The organism is Novosphingobium decolorationis, from assembly GCF_018417475.1.
In the GTDB taxonomy this organism is placed as follows: domain Bacteria; phylum Pseudomonadota; class Alphaproteobacteria; order Sphingomonadales; family Sphingomonadaceae; genus Novosphingobium; species Novosphingobium decolorationis.
This window is the reverse complement of the sequence record NZ_CP054856.1, coordinates 2,097,100-2,114,958: the sequence shown is the minus strand read 5'-3', so window position 1 is coordinate 2,114,958 and position 17,859 is coordinate 2,097,100. Positions and strand designations below refer to the sequence as shown.

The 17,859-nt window shown below is 64.3% G+C and carries 16 protein-coding genes and 1 pseudogene; 11 read left to right on the top strand and 6 right to left on the bottom strand.

Annotation, left to right across the window (positions count from 1 at the left end; all coding sequences use genetic code 11):
* Positions 1-59: 59 nt before the first annotated feature.
* The 5 genes from HT578_RS09715 to HT578_RS09695 form a co-directional block, all read right to left on the bottom strand.
* Positions 60-968 carry a class III extradiol dioxygenase subunit beta gene (locus tag HT578_RS09715; RefSeq protein WP_213503781.1) on the bottom strand — a complete coding sequence of 303 codons (909 nt, stop codon included), beginning with the start codon at positions 966-968 and terminating at the stop codon, positions 60-62.
* A 1-nt stretch (position 969) separates the two neighbouring features.
* Positions 970-1,380 carry a protocatechuate 4,5-dioxygenase subunit alpha gene (gene ligA / locus HT578_RS09710; protein ID WP_213503780.1) on the bottom strand — a complete coding sequence of 137 codons (411 nt, stop codon included), beginning with the start codon at positions 1,378-1,380 and terminating at the stop codon, positions 970-972.
* 46 nt (positions 1,381-1,426) lie between these two features.
* Positions 1,427-2,452 carry an amidohydrolase family protein gene (locus HT578_RS09705; RefSeq protein ID WP_039390732.1) on the bottom strand — a complete coding sequence of 342 codons (1,026 nt, stop codon included), beginning with the start codon at positions 2,450-2,452 and terminating at the stop codon, positions 1,427-1,429.
* Between the two features lie 4 nt (positions 2,453-2,456).
* Positions 2,457-3,356, bottom strand: coding sequence for an NAD(P)-dependent oxidoreductase (locus tag HT578_RS09700; RefSeq protein WP_239026576.1), 900 nt, complete (start codon positions 3,354-3,356; stop codon positions 2,457-2,459).
* A 63-nt stretch (positions 3,357-3,419) separates the two neighbouring features.
* Complete coding sequence (locus tag HT578_RS09695) at positions 3,420-4,586, bottom strand: LysR family transcriptional regulator (protein ID WP_213503779.1); 1,167 nt, start codon at positions 4,584-4,586, stop codon at positions 3,420-3,422.
* 116 nt (positions 4,587-4,702) lie between these two features.
* Between HT578_RS09695 and ligK the strand changes: the two genes are divergently transcribed.
* From ligK to HT578_RS09640, 11 genes and pseudogenes are all read left to right on the top strand, one after another.
* Complete coding sequence (ligK, locus tag HT578_RS09690) at positions 4,703-5,377, top strand: 4-carboxy-4-hydroxy-2-oxoadipate aldolase/oxaloacetate decarboxylase (RefSeq protein ID WP_213503778.1); 675 nt, start codon at positions 4,703-4,705, stop codon at positions 5,375-5,377.
* A gap of 73 nt (positions 5,378-5,450) precedes the next feature.
* Positions 5,451-6,485 carry a 4-oxalomesaconate tautomerase gene (locus tag HT578_RS09685; RefSeq protein WP_213504241.1) on the top strand — a complete coding sequence of 345 codons (1,035 nt, stop codon included), beginning with the start codon at positions 5,451-5,453 and terminating at the stop codon, positions 6,483-6,485.
* Positions 6,478-7,368, top strand: coding sequence for an amidohydrolase family protein (locus HT578_RS09680; protein ID WP_039390736.1), 891 nt, complete (start codon positions 6,478-6,480; stop codon positions 7,366-7,368). Before HT578_RS09685 ends, HT578_RS09680 begins: the two co-directional genes overlap by 8 nt.
* A 479-nt stretch (positions 7,369-7,847) precedes the next feature.
* A complete protein-coding gene (locus HT578_RS09675) occupies positions 7,848-8,612 on the top strand; it encodes a reverse transcriptase domain-containing protein (protein ID WP_213503777.1) in 765 nt (254 codons plus the stop codon).
* A pseudogene (locus tag HT578_RS22575) lies at positions 8,548-9,063 on the top strand (reverse transcriptase domain-containing protein); the annotation flags it as partial. The gene HT578_RS09675 and the pseudogene HT578_RS22575, both read left to right, overlap by 65 nt.
* A gap of 690 nt (positions 9,064-9,753) precedes the next feature.
* Positions 9,754-10,413 (top strand): reverse transcriptase family protein, encoded by a 660-nt coding sequence (locus tag HT578_RS09665; RefSeq protein ID WP_213503774.1) that lies wholly within the window; start codon positions 9,754-9,756, stop codon positions 10,411-10,413.
* A complete protein-coding gene (locus tag HT578_RS09660; protein ID WP_213500911.1) occupies positions 10,319-11,251 on the top strand; it encodes an IS5-like element ISNov2 family transposase in 933 nt (310 codons plus the stop codon). Before HT578_RS09665 ends, HT578_RS09660 begins: the two co-directional genes overlap by 95 nt.
* A 3-nt stretch (positions 11,252-11,254) precedes the next feature.
* Positions 11,255-12,274: a reverse transcriptase domain-containing protein gene (locus HT578_RS09655; protein WP_213503772.1), complete on the top strand. Its 1,020-nt coding sequence runs from the start codon at positions 11,255-11,257 to the stop codon at positions 12,272-12,274.
* A 241-nt stretch (positions 12,275-12,515) separates the two neighbouring features.
* Positions 12,516-14,549, top strand: a complete 2,034-nt coding sequence (locus tag HT578_RS09650) for a phosphocholine-specific phospholipase C (protein WP_277884195.1) — start codon at positions 12,516-12,518, stop codon at positions 14,547-14,549.
* Positions 14,546-15,598 (top strand): HAD family hydrolase, encoded by a 1,053-nt coding sequence (locus HT578_RS09645; RefSeq protein WP_213503770.1) that lies wholly within the window; start codon positions 14,546-14,548, stop codon positions 15,596-15,598. Before HT578_RS09650 ends, HT578_RS09645 begins: the two co-directional genes overlap by 4 nt.
* Before the next feature lie 21 nt (positions 15,599-15,619).
* Complete coding sequence (locus tag HT578_RS09640; RefSeq protein WP_213503769.1) at positions 15,620-16,141, top strand: prolyl-tRNA synthetase associated domain-containing protein; 522 nt, start codon at positions 15,620-15,622, stop codon at positions 16,139-16,141.
* A 627-nt stretch (positions 16,142-16,768) separates the two neighbouring features.
* Here the strand turns inward: HT578_RS09640 and HT578_RS09635 are convergent.
* On the bottom strand, positions 16,769-17,647 hold the full coding sequence (locus tag HT578_RS09635; RefSeq protein ID WP_213503768.1) for a helix-turn-helix transcriptional regulator: 879 nt from the start codon (positions 17,645-17,647) through the stop codon (positions 16,769-16,771).
* Positions 17,648-17,859: the final 212 nt, after the last annotated feature.

Sequence of the window (17,859 nt, the reverse complement as noted above, 5' to 3'; positions counted from 1 at the left end):
TGTTCGTACATGTGAGCGGGGCGGCGCCGGGATTGTTCCCGCGCCGCCCGTCTATCGGTTCAGATGGCGGCCTGCGCCGCGTCGTTGTTGCCTTCGAGCGTGGGGCTGGGCGGCACGCTCCCGTCCACGGGTTCGAGCACGATATGCCCGATCGCGGTGTTCGAACAAGGCACGTGGTAGTGGCGGTGCAGGCACTTCGTGCTCTTGCCCAGGGCGCCGCGCATGATCAGCCACATGACCATCTCGATGCCTTCCGAGCCCGTTTCGCGCAGGTACTCGATGTGAGGGACATGGCGCAGGTCCTGCGTGTCGCCGATCAGCTTGTCGAGGAACATGTTGTCCCACTCGGCATTGATGAGGCCTGCGCGCTGGCCCTGAAGCTGGTGGCTCATGCCGCCCGTGCCCCAGATCTGCACGTTGAGGTCCTCACCAAAGGAGTTGACCGCGCGCGCGATGGCTTCGCCCAACGACCAGCAGCGGTTGCCCGACGGCGGCGGGTAGGTGACGACGTTGACCGCGAGGGGGATGACCTTGACCGGCCAGGCATCGGGCTTGTCGTACATCATCGTGAGCGGCACGGTGAGGCCGTGATCGACGTCCATCTCGTTGATGATGGTCATGTCGAATTCATCGAGGATCAGGCTCTGCGCGATGTGCCAGGCAAGGTCCGGGTGGCCCTCCACGTCTGGCACCTTGCGCGGGCCCCAGCCCTCGTCGGCGGGGGCATAGCGCTCTCCGCAGCCGATCGCGAAAGTCGGGATGATGCTCATGTCGAAGGCCGAGGCGTGGTCGTTGTAGACCAGGATCACCACGTCGGGCTTGTTCTCGGGCTTGGCGATCCACTCGCGCGTCCAGTCGTACCCGGCGAAGATCGGGCCGAAGTAGTCGTCCCGGTCCTTGCCCTGGTCCGAGGCCACGCCGAGCAGCGGCACGTGGCTGGAGGCCACGCCTGCAGTAATCTTGGCCATCTCAGCTGTCTCCCTTGATCGAACGCTGGCCTTCGGGCGAGCGGCCGCCTGCGACCATCATCGCCTGGTAGTCTTCCACGCTCATGCCGGTCATTGTCGAAACCGCCTGCACGAAGCTCAGGCCATCGGTCGAGAAGACCTTGGCGAGGAAGTAGATATTGCCGCCAAGGTCGAGCAGGCGGTTGTAGTCGCGCGCGAGCACGGCCTCCCTCTGCTCCTGCGTCATCGGCCACTCGTTGATGTAGGCCCGTTCGTCCGCCAGCCAGCGCTGGCGGTTTTCCGGTTTCATCAGGCTCATCGCGAACTGGTTGAGGTGGTAGCCCTTGCGGGCACGCGCGGCGGTGTAGACACGCGTGCCGGGAATGTCCTCGAAGTCGGCGAGGTACTCGTGAATGTCGCTGTGTCCAGCCATGGACCTCTCCCTTGGGTCGGTTGGGTAGGGGAAGGAAGGCGGCCCCTTAGAGGCCGCGCGCCTTCAGCTTGGCGTCGAGACGCGGGAACACCTTGCGCACGTTGCCCTCGAAGATCGCGTGGCGTTCCTCCTCGGTGATGTCGAGCGCGTCGACATAGCGCTTGGTGTCATCGAAGTAGTGGCCGGTCTGGGGGTCGATGCCGCGCACCGCGCCCACCATTTCCGAGCCGAACAGGATGTTCTTGTTGTCGATCACGTCGGCCAGCAGGTCGACGCCGGGCTGGTGGTAGACGCAGGTATCAAAGAACACGTTGTTCATGATGTATTCGTCGAGGCTGGGCTTCTTGAGCATGTCGGCCAGGCCCCGGTAACGGCCCCAGTGATAGGGCACCGCGCCGCCGCCGTGCGGGATGATGAAGCGCAGCTTGGGGAATTTCGCGAAGAGATCACCCTGCATCAGCTGCATGAAGGCGACCGTGTCGGCGGCAAGATAGTAGCCGCCCGTCGCGTGCATCGCCGGGTTGCAGGAGCCCGAGACGTGGATCATCGCGGGAACGTCAAGCTCGCACATCGCCTCGTAGATGGGGAACCAGTACTCGTCGGTGAGCGGGGGGTGCTCGAAGTGGCCGCCGCCCGGATCGGGATTGAGGTTGCAGCCGATGAAGCCCAGCTCCTCGACGCAGCGCTTCAGTTCCTTGACCGAGGCGGTCAGGTCCGCCTTGGGGCTCTGGGGCAGCATGCACACGCCCACGAACGTCTCGGGGAACATCTGCGTGACGCGGTAGATGAGGTTGTTGCAGTGGGTTGCCCACTCGGCCGCGACCGCCTGGTCGCCGACATGCGGGGCCATGGCCGAGGCGCGCGGGGAGAAGATCGTGAGGTCCGCGCCGCGCTCCTTGATGAGCTTGAGCTGGTTGCCCTCGATCGTCTCGCGGATTTCCTCGTCGGTGATCTCGGGATAGGGCGGGGGCGTGGTGCCGGCCTTGAAGGCGGCCTTCTGTTCCTCGCGCCAGGCGTCGTGGCCCTTGGGCAGGACGGTGTAGTGACCGTGGCAGTCGATGACGAGCGACATGGCTTCAGCTCTCTCCCTTGTTCGAATTCGGATGGTTTTTCGGTGATGCGGTGATGGCGTCGAGCTTGGCCGCGTAGCCTGCGGGCGGCGGGTTGAGGCCGAGCTCACCGATGTCCTGATGGCGCGCGACGGTGCCCTGCGTCATCAGCGGATCGATGCCCAGGTCGCGCAGCATGGCGGCGGCCTCGGCCATTTCGGCCGAGCGGCGGCGGCCGTGGATCATCATGCGGTCGAGGTTGTAGTCGGCGCGTTCGGGCCAGGTGATCGTCTTTTCGCTGGCGTCGAGCGAGGCGAGCACGTCCTCGGCCACGCCTTCCGCATGGGCCGCCAGCATCATCTCGGCAGTGAGCGCCTCCAGCCCCTTGACCATGACCGAGCGGACCAGCTTGATCGCCGAGGCGCGGCCGATGGTATCGCCCACAATGCGGGTCTTTGCAAAGCCCATTCCGGTAAGGAGGTCTTTCGCCTCAGCTGCGTCGGGCCCGGAGATGTTGAGCGGTACACCAAGGCGCGCGGGGTTCACAGGCGCCATGATGGCGACGTCCACATAGCGCTTGCCCGCCGCGGCAAAGGCCTCGGCCGCCGCGCGCTTGGTACCGGGGGCGACCGAGTTCATGTCGCAGAACAGCGCGTCCGGAGAGATCAGCGCAGCGCAGGTGCGCGCGACCTCCAGCGCCTGGTCGGCGGTGACGAGCGAGAGCACCAGCGAGGCTCCGGTAAGCGCCTCTTCCGCGCTGGCGCAGGGCGTGACGCCCAGTTCTTCCATGACCGCGCGGCGCGGGGGCGCAATGTCGAAGGCAGCGGCGCGCGGCCCCCAGCTTCCAGCGCGGGCAAAGGTCGATCCGGCTTCCCCGAAGCCGATAAGGCAAGCGAACTTGGTGCGGGCCTGTGTCATGGCGGGCATGTCTGCCCCCGGTGGCGGCGGGCGGCTAATCGGAACTGCCTTGCTCTTATAAGCTTTGCCTAATCAACGTGTTTTTGTGCCTGTTGCGATTTCGTGCGCGGCCTGCTCAAGATCCGCGAAAAACTCCTCCTGAACAGTGGTCGGACGTAGCGAGTGGCGGGTGGTCATCCCGATAACACGGTGGAATTGAGCGGGGAGTTGAGCAACCTGCGAAAGCCACTTGGCTTCCAGTTCGACGGGCACCTGGTCGCGCGAGAGGAGGGTCAGGAAATCGCTGTCCATCATGACCTGCCGGATCATCATCACCGAGCCCGATTCCAGTGGGACCTGCGGGCTCTGGCCATGGCTTTCGAAGTAGCGCTCGAAGCTGTCGCGAAGCGGTGTGCCGCGCGCGGGCAGGCAGAACGGGTAGCGGGCGAGATCGGCGGCTTCGGGCTCCGTGCCGACGAGGGGGTGGTCGTGGCGGCCCAGGAAGACGGGCACGTCCTCGAACAGGGTGCGCTGTTCGAGGTCGGTCTCGACGAGCGGGCTGCGCAGCGCGCCGACCATCACGTCGAGCGAGCCGTTGCGCAAGGGCTCGACCAGTTCGGCGCGCGAGCCCTCGACGATGGTGAGCCGTACTTGGGGACGGCGCGCGTGGAAACGGGCTACGGCCAGAGGGAGGATGCGGGCGCGCGAGAGCGGCATCGCGCCGATCGCGATGCGGCGCGTCTCGTGGCCGCGCAGCGCCTGGATCTCGGAGAGTCCGGCTTCCAGCTCGACCACGGCGAGGCGAAATTCGCGCGCGAACTGCGCGCCGGTATCGGTCATGACCACGTGCTTGCCCCGGCGTACGACCAACGGGCGGCGCAGCGCGAGGGCGAGGTCGTTTACCGCGCGGTGGATCGAGGGGAGCGAAAGTCCCGTTTCCTGGCTGGCGCCCGCGTAGCTGCCGCTGTCCGAAAGCGCGAGGAGCGCGCGCAGGCGCGACATCGTGACGTGGGGGCTGCGCACGTGCAGGAGCGCGGCCGAAATACGGCTCCTGAGAATCTGTCCGGCGTGCGTGGGCACCATCCCGTCGTGGCGCCGCTCGAACAGGGGAACCTGCAGCGCCGCCTCCAGGCGTCCTAACGCCTGTGTTATTGCGGGCTGGCTGAGATTGACCGCACTCGTCGCCGCGCTGACCGTTCCCAGTTCGGCAATTTTCAAGACCGCGCGCAAGTGGCGCAAGTTCAGTTCCCAGACGTTCATGCGGGCATCTTTAGCCAAATCCAATGGCGATTGCCAAAGTTCTCTTTCCCCCTCGCACGCGCGAAGCCCATGTCAGGGCCAACCTGAATTGATAACGAGCGAAGAGGAGTGCTGCCATGTCGGGTGTCGTCGTCCAGAATATCGAGCGGGCCGATCCTGCGATCATCGACGGTCTGGCCGCCTGCGGCGTTGCCACCGTCCACGAAGCGCAGGGGCGCACGGGCCTGCTCGCCAGCTACATGCGGCCGATCTATTCGGGCGCGCGCATCGCCGGTTCGGCCGTGACCATCAGCTCGCCCCCGGGCGACAATTGGATGGTCCACGTCGCCATCGAGCAGCTGCAGGAGGGCGATGTGCTCCTGCTCGCGCCGACCTCCCCGTGCGAGGACGGTTACTTCGGCGACCTTCTGGCGACCAGTGCGCAGGCGCGGGGCTGCCGGGGCCTGATCATCGATGCGGGTGTGCGCGACGTGCGTGACCTCACGGAAATGCAGTTCCCGGTCTGGTCCAAGGCCGTCTATGCGCAAGGTACGGTGAAGAACACGATCGGCTCGGTCAACGTGCCCGTCGTCTGCGCGAACTGCGCGGTGAACCCGGGCGACGTGATCGTGGCCGATGACGATGGCGTGGTCTGCGTGCCGCGCGAAAAGGCGGCCGAAGTCCTCAAGGCCGCGCAGGCCCGCGAAGCCAACGAAGGCGAGAAGCGCGAGAAGCTGGCCTCGGGCGTCCTTGGTCTCGACATGTACAAGATGCGCGAGCGTCTGGAGAAGGAAGGCCTGAAGTATGTCTGATCCTGCCCCTTCAGCGGAAGTGGGCACCGGTTCCGCGCCCGGAAGGGGCAGCGACCAACGCAGCGCTCCGGTCATGTGGATGCGCGGGGGGACGTCGAAGGGCGCCTATTTCCTCAAGGATGATCTGCCGAGCGATCCCGCCGCGCGCGATGCTTTCCTGCTGCGCGTGATGGGCTCGCCCGATCCGCGTCAGATCGACGGCATGGGCGGGGCGGACCCGCTTACCAGTAAGGTCGCGGTGGTGTCGGCGTCGGCGCGCGAAGGCATCGATGTGGAGTACCACTTCTTCCAGGTCTTCGTGGACCAGGCGACGGTCTCGGACGCGCAGAACTGCGGCAACATCCTGGCAGGTATCGGTCCTTTCGCCATCGAGCGCGGACTTGTCGCGGCGACGGGCGAAGAGACCCGGGTGACGATCTACATGGTCAATACCGACCAGGTTGCTGTCGAGACGGTGCAGACGCCTGGCGGTCGGGTAACTTACGCGGGTGAGGCGGCCATCGATGGCGTGCCTGGAACCCATGCGCCGATCCCGGTCGAGTTCCGCGACACGGCAGGCTCCATGTGTGGCGCCTTGCTGCCGACCGGGGAGGCCGTCGAGGAGGTGAACGGGGTGGCCGTCACGCTCATCGACAACGGCATGCCCTGCGTCGTCATGAAGGCGATGGACATGGGCATCACCGGCACCGAGACGCGCGAGGAACTGGAGGCCAACACCGAGCTTCGCGAGAAGGTCGAGGCGATCCGGCTTGCCGTAGGTGAGCGGATGAACCTGGGCGATGTGACCGAGAAGTCGGTGCCCAAGATGTTCCTCGTCTCCCCGCCTGTGAACGGGGGGGCGATCAACACCCGCTGCTTCATTCCGCACCGTGCCCATGCGACGGTCGGCGTTCTGGCGGCGGTGACGGTGGCGACCGCGGCTCTTATCGAGGGAACGCCTGCGGCCGAGGTCGCGCAGATCCCGGACGGCGCACGCAAGACCCTCTCGGTCGAGCACCCGACCGGCGAGATGAGCTGCGTCCTGGAAGTGAACGAAGAAGGCTCGGTGACGAGCGCCGCCCTGCTGCGCACCGCGCGCAAGCTGATGGATGGAGAGGTCTATGTCTGATCGTATCGTCTGCTGGCATTCCGCGCCCAGCAAGCCCACGTTCGTGCCGCCCGAGGGTGCGATCGACGCGCACTGCCACGTCTTTGGGCCGATGGCGGAATTTCCGTTCAGCCCCAAGGCGAAGTACCTGCCCGAGGACGCCGGACCCGACACGCTGTTCGCGCTGCGCGACCATCTGGGCTTTTCGCGCAACGTGGTCGTCCAGGCGAGCTGCCACGGCACCGACAACGCCGCGACGCTGAACGCCATTGCCCAATCGAACGGCAAGGCGCGTGGCGTGGCCGTGGTCGATCCTGACATTTCGGACGCCGAGCTCCTTGCTCTTCATGAAGGCGGCATTCGCGGCATCCGCTTCAACTTCCTGAAGCGCCTCGTCGACAATGCGCCCAAGGACAAGTTCCTCGAAGTCGCCAAGCGCCTGCCCGAAGGCTGGCACGTGGTGATCTACTTCGAGGCCGACATCCTGGAGGAACTGCGCCCGTTCATGGACGCGATCCCCGTGCCGCTGGTCATCGACCACATGGGCCGTCCGGACGTGACGCAAGGCCCTGATGGTGCCGATCTGAAGGCCTTTCGCGCCTTCCTCGACAGCCGCGAAGACATCTGGTTCAAGGCCACCTGCCCGGAGCGTCTCGATGCGTTGAAGGAAGGCGGCATGGGCGATCCTTGGGACAACTTTGCGGCCGCCGTCGCGCCGCTCGTTGCCGATTACCCGGACCGCGTCATCTGGGGCACCGACTGGCCGCACCCCAACATGCAGGACGAGATCGCCGACGATGGGCACATCGTCGACATGATCCCGCGCATCGCGCCCACGGCCGAACTGCAGGAGAAGCTGCTCATAACCAACCCGATGAAGCTCTATTGGCCTGAGGAGCTCTGAGCACCCCGCCTTTTACAAACTCTGACGACTGAAGGGGGAGGGCGCCAAGCGCTCTCCCCCTCTTTGTGTGCCGGGCACGGCGTTGATGCAGGAGGTGTAAGTCCTTTGCAGGCCTGCTGGTGGGAACTGCTAGCTGAAGGCAACTGCGTCGCCGCGAGGCGGGGTGGGGAGGAAGCCGGAGGCAAAGCTCGGAGCTGACGAACAGGAATCGGATAGAAGGCCGGTGCGGCGGGATAACCCAGCAATGGATGGGGATGTCCGATAGCCAGACAGACGCGCGCATTGGTAAATCCGGCAGCGACCGAGTGAAGGATCAACGTCTTACCCCGGGAGATCTCCTGGCCTCTCCGGACGATCCGGAGAACAGCGGCAGTGATGTTGCTGGATGGGCCCGGAGAAGTCAGCAGCGGTCATAGTAGCGGGCGCAAGCCGGCGAAGGACCAAATTCGGTACCCAAGGAGCAAGACTGGGCACATTCGATGGGTGTGGAGCGGCAGCAAGGTAGCGGGAAGCAGCAGGACTTCTTCGATGAAGCCCTGAAGGCATCGCTTGGCCACGACGTCACCGGCAAAGGCGGAACTGGCGCTGGGACGATCGAGGAGCGGCAATCACCCACGGCATGGGCCGAGCCCCTCGCCTTGACGCGTTACGTGATGGAGGAGGTGGCCAGCTCGGCCAACCTGAACCAAGCCTACAAGCGGGTGAAAGCGAACAAGGGGGCGCCGGGCGTGGACGGGATGACCGTCCCCGACCTGCGTGACTGGATTGCAGGAAACCGTGAGAGGCTGATCGCCTCGTTACTCGACGGTACTTACCGTCCAAGCACGGTGCGCGGGTTGAAATTCCCAAACCCGGCGGGAAAGGTGCGCCAGCTGGGCATTCCGACGGCTGTCGACCGGCTGGTACAACAGGCGATACTGCAAGTCCTGGATCCCGTCCTTGATCCGACATTCTCGGCATCGAGTTTTGGGTTCCGCCCCGGACGCGGCGCACACGATGCGCTGCGTCAGGCCCGGGACTATGTGCGGGACGGCTATGCGATCGTCGTAGACCTCGACCTGGAGAAATTCTTTGATCGGGTGAACCACGACATCGTCATGGCCCGTCTGGCCCGGCACATCGCCGACCCACGCCTGCTCGTCATCATCCGCCGGTTTCTACAGGCCGGGATGCTGTCGGGTGGTGTGCACGTCGAACGGCAGGAGGACCCCGCAAGGCGGCCCTCTCTCGCCGCTGATCGCTAACCTCATTCTGGATGACCTCGACAAGGAGCTCGAACGCCGGGGCCACCGGTTCTGCCGCTACGCCGACGACTGTAACATCTATGTACGGTCACAGGCAGCGGGGGAGCGCGTCATGGCTTCGGTTACCGCCTTGCTGGAAGGCAAGCTCCGACTCCGCGTCAATCAGGCCAAGAGCGCGGTTGCACACGTCCGGGAACGTACCTTCCTCGGCCACCGTCTGACAGCGGGAGGCTTTTTGAGCATAGCGAACAAAAGTCTCACGCGGCTGAAGGAGCGGCTCAGGGCGATTACGCGCCGCAACCGAGGCATCAGCCTCGCGGCGATGATCGCACAGACCAATGCCTTCACTACAGGGTGGGTCACCTACTACCGACACGCCCGGGCTCAGACGGTTTTGCGCGAGATCGACAGCTGGCTCCGGCGCAAGCTTCGCTGCGTCCGGCTCAAACAGTGCAAGCGCACCATGACGATCGCCACTTTCTTAGGAAAACGGCGTCCCAGAATGGCAGGCTTGGATCTTCGCGCTCTCGGGAAAGGGCTGGTGGCGCCTGTCGGGCAGCCCTCAGGCCGCCCACGGCATGCCCAACGCATGGTTCGATCAGGCAGGTCTCTCAAGCCTCGCTCTCCAACATGCCGCCTTAAACCGTACCGGAAACCGCCGTGATACGCAGTACGTACGTCCGGTGGTGTGAGAGGGGGGCGCCGTGAGGCGCCCCCCTACTCGATTGTGTGCCGGGCACGGCGTTGATGCAGGAGGTGTAAGTCCTTTGCAGGCCTGCTGGTGGGAACTGCTAGCTGAAGGCAACTGCGTCGCCGCGAGGCGGGGTGGGGAGGAAGCCGGAGGCAAAGCTCGGAGCTGACGAACAGGAATCGGATAGAAGGCCGGTGCGGCGGGATAACCCAGCAATGGATGGGGATGTCCGATAGCCAGACAGACGCGCGCATTGGTAAATCCGGCAGCGACCGAGTGAAGGATCAACGTCTTACCCCGGGAGATCTCCTGGCCTCTCCGGACGATCCGGAGAACAGCGGCAGTGATGTTGCTGGATGGGCCCGGAGAAGTCAGCAGCGGTCATAGTAGCGGGCGCAAGCCGGCGAAGGACCAAATTCGGTACCCAAGGAGCAAGACTGGGCACATTCGATGGGTGTGGAGCGGCAGCAAGGTAGCGGGAAGCAGCAGGACTTCTTCGATGAAGCCCTGAAGGCATCGCTTGGCCACGACGTCACCGGCAAAGGCGGAACTGGCGCTGGGACGATCGAGGAGCGGCAATCACCCACGGCATGGGCCGAGCCCCTCGCCTTGACGCGTTACGTGATGGAGGAGGTGGCCAGCTCGGCCAACCTGAACCAAGCCTACAAGCGGGTGAAAGCGAACAAGGGGGCGCCGGGCGTGGACGGGATGACCGTCCCCGACCTGCGTGACTGGATTGCAGGAAACCGTGAGAGGCTGATCGCCTCGTTACTCGACGGTACTTACCGTCCAAGCCTGGTGCGCGGAGTTGAAATTCCCAAACCCGGCGGGAAAGGAGTGCGCCAGCTGGGCATTCCGACGGCTGTCGACCGGCTGGTACAACAGGCGATACTGCAAGTCCTGGATCCCGTCCTTGATCCGACATTCTCGGCATCGAGTTTTGGGTTCCGCCCGGCTTTGTTGCGCAAATGCCCAAGGGATTCCGTTGGTGAATCCAGTTGGTTAGGAGGCGGCGATGAGCAGACCGCCCCGCGCCCGTTACCGCACGACGAATTGGAAGTCCTACAACGCAGCGCTGGCGCAGAGAGGTTCGCTTCAGGTCTGGTTTGACCCCGAGATGGAGTGGCTATCCACTCCGACCGGCAAGCGCGGGCGTCAGCCGGTGTTCTCGGATGTCGCGATCCAGGCCTGCCTGACGCTGAAGGGCGTGTTCAAGCTGCCCTTGCGCCAGACCACCGGCATGGTCGCCAGCCTTCTCGAGATGGCCGGGCTCGATTGGCCGGTGCCGGATTTCAGCACGCTGAGCCGAAGGCAGAAGACCCTGCTTGTCGAGATCCCCTGCCAGCCCAGTTCCGGACCGTTGCACCTGCTGATTGACAGCACGGGCATCAAGGCCGTTGGAGACGGGGAATGGTGCAGGCGCAAACATGGCCCGTCCAAACGTCGCCAGTGGCGAAAGGTTCACTTGGGTGTGGACCTCGGATCGTTGGATATCCGCGCTATCGAAGTGACGGGAAGCCGGGTTGGCGATGCCCCCGTGCTGCCCGAACTGCTGGACCAGATCCCATACGATCAAGCTATCGCGAGCGTCAGCGCCGATGGCGCTTTTGACACCAGGGCCTGTCACGAAGCCATTGCCGCACGCGATGCCTGTGCGATCATCCCTGCCCGCAGTAATGCGCAAGCCTGGCCGGAGAGTACGCCGGGCGTCGCGGCCCGCAACGAAATCGTTCGCTCAAGTCAGCGGTTTGGCAGGACAATCTGGAAACGATGGAGCGGCTATCACCAGCGCAGCTTGGTCGAAACCAAAATGCATTGCTTCAAACTCCTGGGCGAACGCATCATGGCACGCGACTTCGATCGCCAGGTCGCCGAAATGCAAATCCGCGCCGCCATCCTCAACCGCTTCACCGCACTCGGAAGGCCCCAAACTCAGCGTGTCGGGTGATCGATGCCTTCAAAGGCTAACTGCTGCCTTGGATCTATTTATGCAACAAAGCCGTTCCGCCCCGGACGCGGCGCACACGATGCGCTGCGTCAGGCCCGGGACTATGTGCGGGACGGCTATGCGATCGTCGTAGACCTCGACCTGGAGAAATTCTTTGATCGGGTGAACCACGACATCGTCATGGCCCGTCTGGCCCGGCACATCGCCGACCCACGCCTGCTCGTCATCATCCGCCGGTTTCTACAGGCCGGGATGCTGTCGGGTGGTGTGCACGTCGAACGGCAGGAGGGGACCCCGCAAGGCGGCCCTCTCTCGCCGCTGATCGCTAACCTCATTCTGGATGACCTCGACAAGGAGCTCGAACGCCGGGGCCACCGGTTCTGCCGCTACGCCGACGACTGTAACATCTATGTACGGTCACAGGCAGCGGGGGAGCGCGTCATGGCTTCGGTTACCGCCTTGCTGGAAGGCAAGCTCCGACTCCGCGTCAATCAGGCCAAGAGCGCGGTTGCACACGTCCGGGAACGTACCTTCCTCGGCCACCGTCTGACAGCGGGAGGCTTTTTGAGCATAGCGAACAAAAGTCTCACGCGGCTGAAGGAGCGGCTCAGGGCGATTACGCGCCGCAACCGAGGCATCAGCCTCGCGGCGATGATCGCACAGACCAATGCCTTCACTACAGGGTGGGTCACCTACTACCGACACGCCCGGGCTCAGACGGTTTTGCGCGAGATCGACAGCTGGCTCCGGCGCAAGCTTCGCTGCGTCCGGCTCAAACAGTGCAAGCGCACCATGACGATCGCCACTTTCTTAAGGGAAAACGGCGTCCCAGAATGGCAGGCTTGGATCTTCGCGCTCTCGGGAAAGGGCTGGTGGCGCCTGTCGGGCAGCCCTCAGGCCGCCCACGGCATGCCCAACGCATGGTTCGATCAGGCAGGTCTCTCAAGCCTCGCTCTCCAACATGCCGCCTTAAACCGTACCGGAAACCGCCGTGATACGCAGTACGTACGTCCGGTGGTGTGAGAGGGGGGCGCCGTGAGGCGCCCCCCTACTCGATTATGGGTGGCAGGGTGCTTATTTGAACAATTATTCAATTGACGGGCGCTCCTGGTTCTTCTCACAACCCGAAAGGTGCCCTGAAATCCAGGAATTGTGGGGCTTGCCCTTGAGGAAGGGCGGGTGAATGGCTATTCAGCCGGTCATGCACACCGGAGAATGCCCATGATCGATCGTCGCCTGTTCCTCCAGCGCCTTGCCGCGGCAAGTGCGGCCGGATCCGTGCCCGCGCCGATCGCCAAGGCGCTGGCGCAGCCTGCCAACCGCCGCAACGCTCAAGGATGTCGAGCACGTGGTGATCCTGATGCAGGAGAACCGCTCGTTCGATCACTACTTCGGCACGCTGCCCGGTGTGCGTGGCTTTGCCGATCCGCGTCCGATGCCGCTGCGCTCGGGCACGTCGGTCTTCCACCAGCCGCGCCCCGAGGGGGGCGAGATCCTGCCCTTCCGCATGAACGGGCAGACGACGAGCGGCCAGCTTCTCAAGAGCCTTGACCACAGCTGGAAGGGTGAGGGTGGGCAGACCTCGGCCGAGTGGGCCGACTACGCCAGCTGGATCCGCCGCAAGGGCGCGATGACGATGGGCTACTTCACACGCGAAGACGTGCCCTTCTACCACGCGCTCGCCGACGCCTTCACCGTGTGCGATGCCTATTACTGCTCGCTCCACGGGCCGACCAACCCCAACCGCATGTACCTGTTCACCGGGACCAGCGGCATGGCCGTGGGGGACATGCGCCGTCAGGCCGTCCACAACGAGGACGATGCCAACTGGACCGGCGACATGGCGCGCGACAAGGCCGATTTCGACCAGGTCGCACGCTGGACGACCTACGCCGAGCGCCTGCAGGAGGCCGGTGTCGACTGGAAGGTCTATCAGGAATACGACAACTTCGGCTGCAATTCGCTGGCCTATTTCGAGCAGTTCCGTGGCCTCGACACCAAGAGCGACCTCTACCGCCGGGGCCGCGCCATCGTGCCCGGCTCGACCGCCGAGAACGCCGCCGACAGCACCGGCCAGCACCTTGTCGATGCAATCCGCGCGGACGTCGAGGCCGACCGCCTGCCGCAGGTCTCCTGGGTGGTGACGCCCACCAAGTTCTGCGAACATCCCGAGGCGCCGCCCGCCTTTGGTGAGGACATGGTCTCGCGCATCCTCGACGCGCTGGTCGCCAATCCCGAGGTCTGGTCCAAGACCGCGCTCATCATCAACTACGATGAGAACGACGGCTTCTTCGACCACATGCCCGGGCCCGTTCCGGCGGTCGCCGGAATCGAGGGTGCGAGCACGGTCGATACGCGCGGCGAAGTTTACGAAGACAACGCGGTGGGCCTGGGTATGCGCGTGCCGCTGATCGTGGTCTCGCCCTGGTCGCGCGGGGGCTGGGTCAATTCGGAAGTCCACGACCACACCTCGGTGATCCGCTTCCTAGAGAGGCGCTTCGGAGTGATGGAGCCCAACATCACGCCCTGGCGCCGCCAGGTGACGGGTGATCTTACCAGCCTGTTCGACTTCGCCGATCCCGATGGCTCGGCGCTCCACGCGCTGCCAGCCACCGACGATTATCTGCAGAAGATCATGTCGGTCGCGCAGCTTCCCTTGCCCGAGGTGCCCGAAGCACAGGCGCTTCCGGCGCAGGAACCGGGGCGCCGTCCGACCCGCCCCTTGCCCTACCGCATGGAGGCGAGCGCACGGGGCGCCGAGGATGGCCTGGAACTGACTTTCGCCAACCCGGGCACACGCGGCGTCGTCTACCAGGTCTACGCCAGGGGCAGCGCCGAACTCGGGCCCTGGAGCTATACCGTCGAGCCGGGCAAGCAGATCGCGGCGAGCCTGCCCGGCCTGCCGCGCACCGGTGCCTATGATCTGGCCGTCTTCGGCCCCAACGGCTGGCTGCGCGAACTGGCGGGCGAGGCCGCGGACGAGGGCGTTACGGCCCCGGTCGTGACGCTGGACGAGCGCGCGCGCGATACCGTCCACCTCGTGATCCGTAATCCGGGGCAGGCGCCGGAGACCTTCACCATTGCCGCTCCGACTTATGGCGAGTTGGCCGAGCAGAGCGTGACCGTGGCCCCGGGCCAGGAGCAGCGGGTGCCGGTGTCGGTTGCGTCCAGCGACCATTGGTACGATCTGGTGGTGACGCAGCAGGGCTCGCCCCGCCGCCGTCGCTTCGCAGGCCACGTCGAGACCGGCAAGGCGAGCCGTTCCGACCCGGCCTTCGAGCAGGGCGCGGTGGCATGAAGGTGCGTCTCCTTTCAGGGTTTCTCGGCGCGGTGGCGGCACTGACGGCGACCGCCAGCGCCGCGAACGAGCCGCTCGCGCATTGGCCCGACGAGGCGCGCGCGACGATCGAAAGCGTCCTTGCCGATGCGCCCGAAGGTTCCTTCGCGGTCTTCGATGCCGACAACACGATCTGGCAGAACGACCTGGAGGAATCGCTCCTCCCCTTCATGGAAGCGCGCGGCAAGCTCTCGCCCGAGACGCTCGATCCCTCGCTGAAGCCTATTCCCTTTCACAAGGGCGAGACGCTCTACGGCTATTACCTGCGCCTGTGTGCGATCGATGACAACTTGTGCTACCCGTGGATCGCGCAGGTCTTCTCCGGGCACACGCTGAGGGAGCTGAAGGGGGAGGTCGACGCGCTGATGGCGCGTACCGCGCCCATCCCGGTGCGCTACGAAGAGAACGGCAAGGTCGTCTCGGGCGCGGTCGAGAGGCCACATATCTTCGAGGCGCAGCGCGAACTGCTGGACGAACTGCGCGCGCGCGGTGTTCATGTCTATGTCGTGACAGCGGCCTCGGAGGAGCTGGCGCGCATGGTGCTCTCTGATCCGCTTTACGGCCTGAACCTTGCACCGCAGGATATCGTTGGGGTGACGATGGTACTGCGCGATCCCGAAAGCGGCGCGCTCACCACCGCGCGCAGCCAGGTCGCCAGGGGGCACTTCCTCGATGCGGACTACCCGGCCGAAAAGCACATGGGCATGGAGATGACCTCCACCCTCTGGGCGCCCAACACCTGGTACGAGGGCAAGGTCGCGGGCATTCGCATCTATATTGACGCGGTGAACCGGCCGCTGCTCGTCGCCGGAGACAGTCCGAGCGACCGCGCCATGCTGTTCGAGGCTTCGGGCCTTCGTCTCTGGATCGATCGCAGCGCGGCCAAGACCGCCGCGCTGGAAGAGGCGAAGGCCGCGCGTGCCAAGGCGCAGAGCGAGAGCGGCCAGCGTGTCGATGCGGACATCAACTGGCTGCACCTGCGCCAGGAGGAGCTTGCGCCGCGCCCCTGAAGCACGATAGGCGCTGCGCCCATGACGGGACATGCACTCGAACGCGAGGCCGCGCTGCTGGCCGATCTTCACAGCGCGGGCACGGCGTTTCGCGTCTTCGAACACGAGGCGACCGCAACGGTGGCCGAGAGCGCGGCGGTCAAGGACCACATCGCGGGCGCACACACCAAGAACCTGTTCCTGACCGACCGGCGCGGCCGGTTCTGGCTGGTGACGATGCCCGCCGAGGAGCGCGCGGACCTGAAGTTCATGGCCAGCCGCCTCGGCGCGCCGCGCCTCTCGTTCGGCAAGGCCGAGGACATGGTGGCGTTCCTGGGCGTCGTTCCCGGCTCGGTCACCCCGCTTGCCGCCTTCAACGACACCGAGGGCCGTGTGCAGGTGGTCCTCGATGCCGCCTTCGCGCCTGATGGAACGATCAACATCCACCCCTTGCGCAACACCGCGACCCTCTCGATGCAGGCGGCCGACCTGGTGGCGGCGCTCACCCGCTGGAACCACGCCCCCCAGGTCCTGACCCTGAAGCCGGACCAGGCCTCAAGGTGACACCGAAGTTGACACAGTTGACACGGTCCAGAGGGAAAGTGGTGTCACCTGTCATCCCCTGCAAAATTACCCGCCTGCGCCCCGCAATCCCGACCTGCCATGTCGTGCCGACACGCACCTCTCTCCTTACCCGTACCCACCGACGCGATAGCCTGACCCCACCATAGCGCAGGCGCCCGGGTGTAGGAAAACCCTATCGCACCGCGCACGGACGAACACCTGCGGCTTCTCCCTGCGGACCCGGCCCCAGGGAAGTCGGAAAGACATGGAATCCGAGGGCCATCGCCCTCGGGCTCCCCAAACTGTCGAGCGAAGTCGTGCCCTTCCATGCTCCTCTACAAGCGAGGGCCTCGTCTCCTCTGGGCCGGTTGCGGAATGTCTGGATTGGAGCTGGGTGGTGGGGATAGCTGCCGCTCATGCTCAGGCAAGAGCGGCGTGCCTGAGCATGAGCGGATTGACAGCATCCAAGCGCGTCAAATCGGCCTTTGAACTGCCAACTCAGGCGCATTTCAGGCTAACTACACGCGCGCCATAGAAAACCCCTGACCGCTTAACGCCGCGTAGCCTTGTGAGGTTGATCTCTCTTTCGCGTCATCAGACAACACGCTGATGGCTCGCCCGGGGCTCTCAACCAGTCTTGCGTTCAAAATAGGCTACGAAAGACTGACCAAACCCTACTTTTAGAGGTTTCAGCCCTTTTTTGGCAAAGTTATCATATAGCAAACTAGACTGGAGATCTTCGACAAGAAGGTTCATTTCCTGGTCGGTGAGGCCTTTCGGCAGTTGAGCAGCGACCTCGCATAACGTCGCGCCGCAAATAACTCGGACCGTGTTTCCATTCGCGAAAAGGTCAGGGATTTTGGAATAGCTGGAGCGCAGCGTTTCTTCAGAAGCCGTCGCCCACCTTTCATCACGACCTTCCCTCCGTACGCTCTGATGAAGCTCAGGGAGATCCGCCTGCTTCTCAACTAAACTACCCAGCAAGGGGTCGACGTAGGTCGGTTCAGCCGGTTGATTCGACGTTTCTGCCTGGTCATACATCAAAGCCAGCGCACCCACGGACATCGCTGTTAGGACGGAAATTGCCATAATAATGCTCCTCGGGCGGGACTGCCGTGGAGAAGAAGATGAAAAATTGTCTGGAGTGCGAACCTCTATTTCCGTGTGACGATTTTTTTGTAGGTCGACCTCGCGGGCTAATTCGCGGCTGCTTGAAATCCCAGTCTTGCGTCGAGCGGACCTAAGGCGCTCGTTGACGGCGTACACCGTCAGACCTTGATCGGCAGCAATGCTTTTAGCCGTGTGGCCATCTGCAAGCATTGCTAAGACTTGGATCTCCGCGCACGTTAAACGGGTGATATCAGGGCCACTATTTTTCTGCGGATCTCTTGAAGCGCGCGCGCTCGATTCAAGAGCTTCAAGAGAGGGGCCGATCGCTTCTTCGCCCCCGCCTTCGTTCAGTTCTCGCACCACCGGTCCGCCTACGAATGACTCTGGTCGCTTCATGGTTAGTGCTTAGAAATTTCGAATGCAAAGTTTGACGTTTGGGTGCCGTCGATATTAGCGCCTGAAACCTAATCGTAGCTGGGCACGCCCATTCCAATTGGCGGTCAATCGGAACACATGCGACACCGGACCGTCGGCTCCTTGGCGCACCGGACCAGGCATGGAGCGGCCGACAAGGGCGCGAAGCGGACGTGTGGTCTTCGCTTGCAGCC